Annotated in this window: 3 protein-coding genes; all 3 read right to left on the reverse strand. The window is 32.8% G+C overall.

The genetic code is table 11. The annotated features are described in order from the left end of the window. Positions 1-401 precede the first annotated feature (401 nt). Complete coding sequence (locus ABY285_RS12145) at positions 402-803, reverse strand: DUF2177 family protein (RefSeq protein WP_372770430.1); 402 nt, start codon at positions 801-803, stop codon at positions 402-404. Between the two features lie 315 nt (positions 804-1,118). Next, the gene (locus ABY285_RS12150) at positions 1,119-3,665 is read right to left on the reverse strand and encodes a M14 family metallopeptidase (RefSeq protein WP_372770432.1); all 2,547 of its coding nucleotides are present in this window, start codon (positions 3,663-3,665) and stop codon (positions 1,119-1,121) included. Between the two features lie 374 nt (positions 3,666-4,039). Then, the gene (gene mnmE, locus ABY285_RS12155) at positions 4,040-5,455 is read right to left on the reverse strand and encodes a tRNA uridine-5-carboxymethylaminomethyl(34) synthesis GTPase MnmE (RefSeq protein WP_372770434.1); all 1,416 of its coding nucleotides are present in this window, start codon (positions 5,453-5,455) and stop codon (positions 4,040-4,042) included. Positions 5,456-5,510: the final 55 nt, after the last annotated feature.

Consider the following 5,510-nt stretch of genomic DNA (forward strand, 5'->3'; position numbering starts at 1 on the left):
AAATAAAATATATATCAAAATAGTTGATATCAAAAAGATTATAGGGGTTAATAAATGGGATTGTAAAAATAAAATTATAGCAATTTAGAAGCTTAGTTTGAAATCAAACTTCTGAAATAATTGTTTAAATATTGTCATATTGAAAATCTAAAGTAGTAAAAAATATGTTATTAAAAAATAAAATAGCAATAAATTATCAATAGTGTAAATTACACTGATTGCATTTACAAATTTTTCCAAATAAATAACAATAAGTTATTTTATTGATCCTTAGTTATTTAAAATTAATTAATCCCTGTATTTAATTTTCCTTGTTTTGTGTTTCAATGGAGTTTATACATGCCAATTTTTAATAGGATGCATAAACATTGTTATTCTTTCTATAGGACCAGCCAATTAATTTACTGCAATAATTTGGTGGCTGCCATATAAGAAATGAGTGCGCAGCTGCCTGTTAAAACCATACCCCAAATAATGTCGACCACAACTACTTTCAACGGCCAGTTTTTTATGGTGGCCATATTGGTCAGGTCGTAAGTAGCATAGCAAAGAAAACCAAGAACCGCACCCTGAATAAGTGCAGTTTGCCATCTGTGTTCCCTCATGGCCGGTAAAATGGCAAAATGTAAGATCCCTCCAATATAAATCAGGTAAAAAATAATGGCCGCCCACCAGTTAACATCAGGCGCGAGGATAAATCCTAATTTTTCCCGGTAGAAATTTTTGGCAATCAGGCCCAGCCAAACCATATCCAGGGCGAAGAAAATGACCGTTGCAATACCATAGATCAATAAATTTTTCATAAGATTTGTTTTTTTTAGTTAAAGTTTTCAAATCGAATATTTCTAAAATTACAAAAAAAAGTATTCATGCGTTTAGCATGGTTGTATTATTTAAGAGATTTAAACTTTTTGGCAAACAAGAATGATGATCCGGTTTGGTAAATAAATTCAAATTCCAGATTAATTAGAATGGTTCCAATTGATTAAAAGAAAGTCGTTGGTTACAAGAAACATAATACCATGATTGACAATGGTTTTAAATTGTCAAAGGTGTATTTATTAGACCCATTTTGTTTTAATTAAGTCTTAATTTAAATTTATTAAAAAAAAACAAGATTACATGGGTTTTGAGAAAAATACAGCATTCATTAATAGCTTATTTGTCCCATACCAAAATCCTCTAAAATTTGTATTATCAGTAAATACAACCACGCTGCCTTTACCTGAATGTTTTATCTGAAAAGGCACCGTGTTTTTTAATACCTCTAAATTGGGTTTTGAAATATAGCCACTTAATAGTGGGTTTGATGTGTATTTCATTGGATTGTTAAAACTAAGGCTATCTGGTTTTATAAATATTTCTGTATCTCTGAACATGGCTAATTTATCATTTTTAAAACCAAAATTTATGGGGTGGGATCTATCTAATTTTGTTTCGAAAATCGCGCCACCAATTTCTTGGGCTTCTTTAAAATCATCTTTTTGTTCAAAGGTGATGTTTTTGGCATCCACTTTAGCGCTATCATATTCCAATTTAATAAAATTATTGTTTGTTAACCATTTTACGGAATTTTTAAAACCAATGATGGTTCCTCCGTTTTTAACCCAGGATAATAATTTATTTAGGGTGCCTCCATCAAGTTTCAATTCTGTGCTTCCATCAGGTTTCAATGCTGTGTTTGGAACAATAATAGCTGTATATTTTGAAAAATCTACAGTTCTTAAATAATCAGTATCCAATTTAGTAATATTCATTTGATAACGTTGATCAAACAAATGCCAGATTTCACCGGCATCATAAGAAGAAATACCATTGCCAACGAATAAGCCAACCTTTGGTTTTTTAATAGTTTTAAATTGAGTACTTCCTAAATTTATTCCTTTAGTGTATCCTGTATTAACTCCTGTTATAGAAAGATTACTGCTGTTTGCTACCTCTTTTAGAAAATTATAAAGTTCATTTTCATTTAAATTCTGATTTTGAACAGGAATTAAAATAGTCCCGTAATCATATGTTTTTTCATCTACTGAAAAGGGCTTCATTCCAAGTTTTGCACGTATTCCTTTTTGAAGAATTTTATTTAGCGCTTTCGGAGTGTAGTATTCGTTCCAAGGCATAACATAAGCATAAGTACTTTTTGAATCTACTGCTCCCTTTTTAAGTTCTAAATTTTCAACCGGTTCACCAATATTATTGGTCGATTTTAACTCAGCATAATCTAAATTAAAAGCTAAAGGAAATGTCCATGCGGAGATATCATAAAATAAACTATCAGTAAACGTAGTTCGCTTTTCAAACATGGCTTTTATTAAGGTGCTTTTTGTCTGGTTTGTAGGAATGATAAAACTTGTTTCTTTGTTATAATGTATTCCATTAACGTCTATGTCATTTTTTAGTTTATTAAATTTAATGCGATGTATATTTAATATTTCAGCTAAATGATATGTTTTAGCAGCATCTTTTTCATCTCCAAAAACAATAGCTTTAACCGTATTTTTTAAATTTTCGTTTTTAACATTTAAATAAAAATCTTTTTGGTAATTCAATAATTTCACACGCATTTCTTTAGCTGCTTCCAAAGTTGATAGTGCCGTTTTAAATTGATTTCGAATAGTAAATGGAAAAGTTAATACCCCGTTTATAGTTTCTTGCGCGTGACCACGTGAACTTGCTTGTTCAAATAAAATACCTATACCTCCATTAATATCAGGAAAGGTGGAACCCTTTCCGTAATAATAATCATCATACCGTTCTTCAGTAAAATATAACGAACCTATGTTGTCAAGTGCTTTCGCATGATATTTTCCAATTTCTTTTGTAAGTTCCTGATTTGCTTTTGGTGTTAACGGATGAACTCTTGATTGTACTCCCGGCTGAAAAAAGAAAGTTGAATTACTGCCCATTTCATGATGATCCGTCAAAATATTAGGCATCCACCTGTTATAGGTTTCTATGCGCGCTCTTGATTCGGGTAACTGAACAGGTAACCAATCTCTATTCATATCAAACCAATAGTGATTTGTTCTTGCGCCAGGCCATACTTCGTGAAATTCCCTATCGTTTGGGTCACTATTTAAGTAGTCACTTTTGTTGGTGTTTGCCCAATAAGAAAATCTCTGCAATCCATCAGGATTTAGAGAGGGGTCTATTAAGATGATTGTGTTTTTTAGTAACGCTGCAATTTCCGAACCTTCTGCGGCAGCCAAATGATAGACCAATAACATACTTGAATTAGATCCGCTTGATTCATTTCCATGTATTGAAAGTCCTTGATAAACAACTAAAGGCATAGACTCCACATTTAATTGAATGCTATTTGCTGATTCTGTCAATCCTAAATGTTTTAATCGAATATTTTCAATGTTTTTATGATTTTCAGGAGATGTTATTGTAAGTAATATCAATGGTCTTCCTTCATATGTTTTACCACGATCTTCAATAGTTATCCTATCAGAAGCCTGACTTAAAATTTTTAAATAGGTAACCAGTTTATCGTGGGTTACATGCCACTCACCAACTTTATGTCCAATCACACTTTCAGGTGTTGGAATTTTTGCATTATAAGTTATGTTTTGCGGTAAATAGTATGATAAATCAAACTGATTTTGAGCTTGCAAATGAATGGTTGCAAATGCCAATATAAAAAAGAAATAATACTTCATATAATTATAATTTTATTCAATTAGTATAAATTTATTACAGGACTATCAACCAAAGATAGCGCTATTATTTTTTGTTTTTGAATAATTGGAATCTCAATTTTTTACTTTTGGTTTATGAGGTTTTCCTATTGATATTAATGAAATTACATGATAATTTAGTGTTTATCAGTCTATAAATCAATATTCCCGCTCTCTTGGTTAAATCTTTGAAATGTGTTATATCCATATTTTCATTTGGGGTATGTAAACCTCCACCCATAGTTCCCAATCCCTCCAAACAACTATTAACATGAAATAAACCTATATTTGAAAGCAATAAAAAAGCCTTGTATTATAGGGCTTGTGTGGTTTGTTGTATGGTTATTTTGTAGTGGTTACTTTCCGATACAGAAATTAGCAAAAATATTCCCCAATAAATCTTCCGTAGTCACTTCACCAGTAATTTCACCCAAATGGAAAAGTGCCCGACGAATGTCAATGGCGAACAAATCGGAACTGATCTTGTTATCAATACCTTTTTGGACTTCTTTAATTGCGTTAAGAGCATTGTTTAAAGCTTCAAAATGGCGCGAATTACTCACAATGGTTTCGTTGTTACTTAAAGCGCCTTTATTGGCCAAATGGGTTAGGGTGGAGGTTAACTCATGAATTCCAGTTTTTTCCTTTGCCGATAAAAACAGGAGCGAAGCATTTTGAAAAACTTCGGTAGTTTTGCCTATAAGTTCGGCATCGGCAACATCCACTTTATTCGCAATAATTAATAGTTGCTTGTTCGGATAGTTGTCTGTTATCTTTTTAATTTCAGAAAGAATGCCTGAAAGGCTAAGTTGATTGGTTTTAATTTTTTCCAGATCGAAAACGTAAATAACCAGTTGCGACTGTTCAATTTTTTCGAATGTTTTTTGAATTCCCAAAATTTCAACAACATCTTCGGTGGTCCTTATTCCGGCAGTATCCACAAATCGATAAGCAACACCATCAATGGAAATTTCATCTTCTATGGCATCTCTTGTGGTTCCGGCAATATGGCTTACAATTGCTTTTTCCTCATTTAATAAGGCATTTAACAAAGTCGATTTCCCAACATTTGGTTCGCCAACAATCGCCACCGGAATTCCGTTTTTTAACACATTTCCCAAAGCAAAGGAATCAATCAGCCGTTTTAAAATCGCACTTATTTTATCGACAAGTCGGTTAAATTCAGCCCTGTCTGCAAATTCCACATCTTCTTCAGCAAAATCGAGTTCCAATTCAATTAAACTTGCAAAATTCAGCAGTTGCTCACGCAAATTTTTAATTTCATTGCTAAATCCGCCGCGCATTTGTTGTAAAGCCACTTGGTGCGAAGCTGCGGAATTTGAGGAAATTAAATCGGCAACAGCTTCGGCCTGGGTCAGGTCCATTTTTCCGTTTAAAAAAGCGCGCAGCGTAAATTCTCCGGCATTGGCATTTCTAGCGCCATTTTTAAGGAACAATTGAATGATTTCCTGTTGAATATAAACGGAGCCGTGACAGCTGATTTCCACTACATTTTCACCGGTATAGGAACGCGGATTTTTAAATACTGAAATCAAAACTTCATCGATCACACGATTGCCGTCCACAATATTTCCCAAATGAATGGTGTGCGATTTTACCTTGTTTAAATCTTTTATTCCATATTTTGATTGAAAAAACTGATTTACCGTTTTTATCGAATCTTCACCCGATAAGCGAATAACGGCAATAGCGCCAACACCCGATGAGGTGGCTAAAGCAATAATGGTGTCGTTTATAATGGAGCTGTTCATAATAAGCAAAAATACTGTTTATTTGTTTAACCGTGTAATTGTTTCCCTTCGACAA

This window comes from Lutibacter sp. (assembly GCF_041555395.1).
Classification (GTDB): domain Bacteria; phylum Bacteroidota; class Bacteroidia; order Flavobacteriales; family Flavobacteriaceae; genus Lutibacter.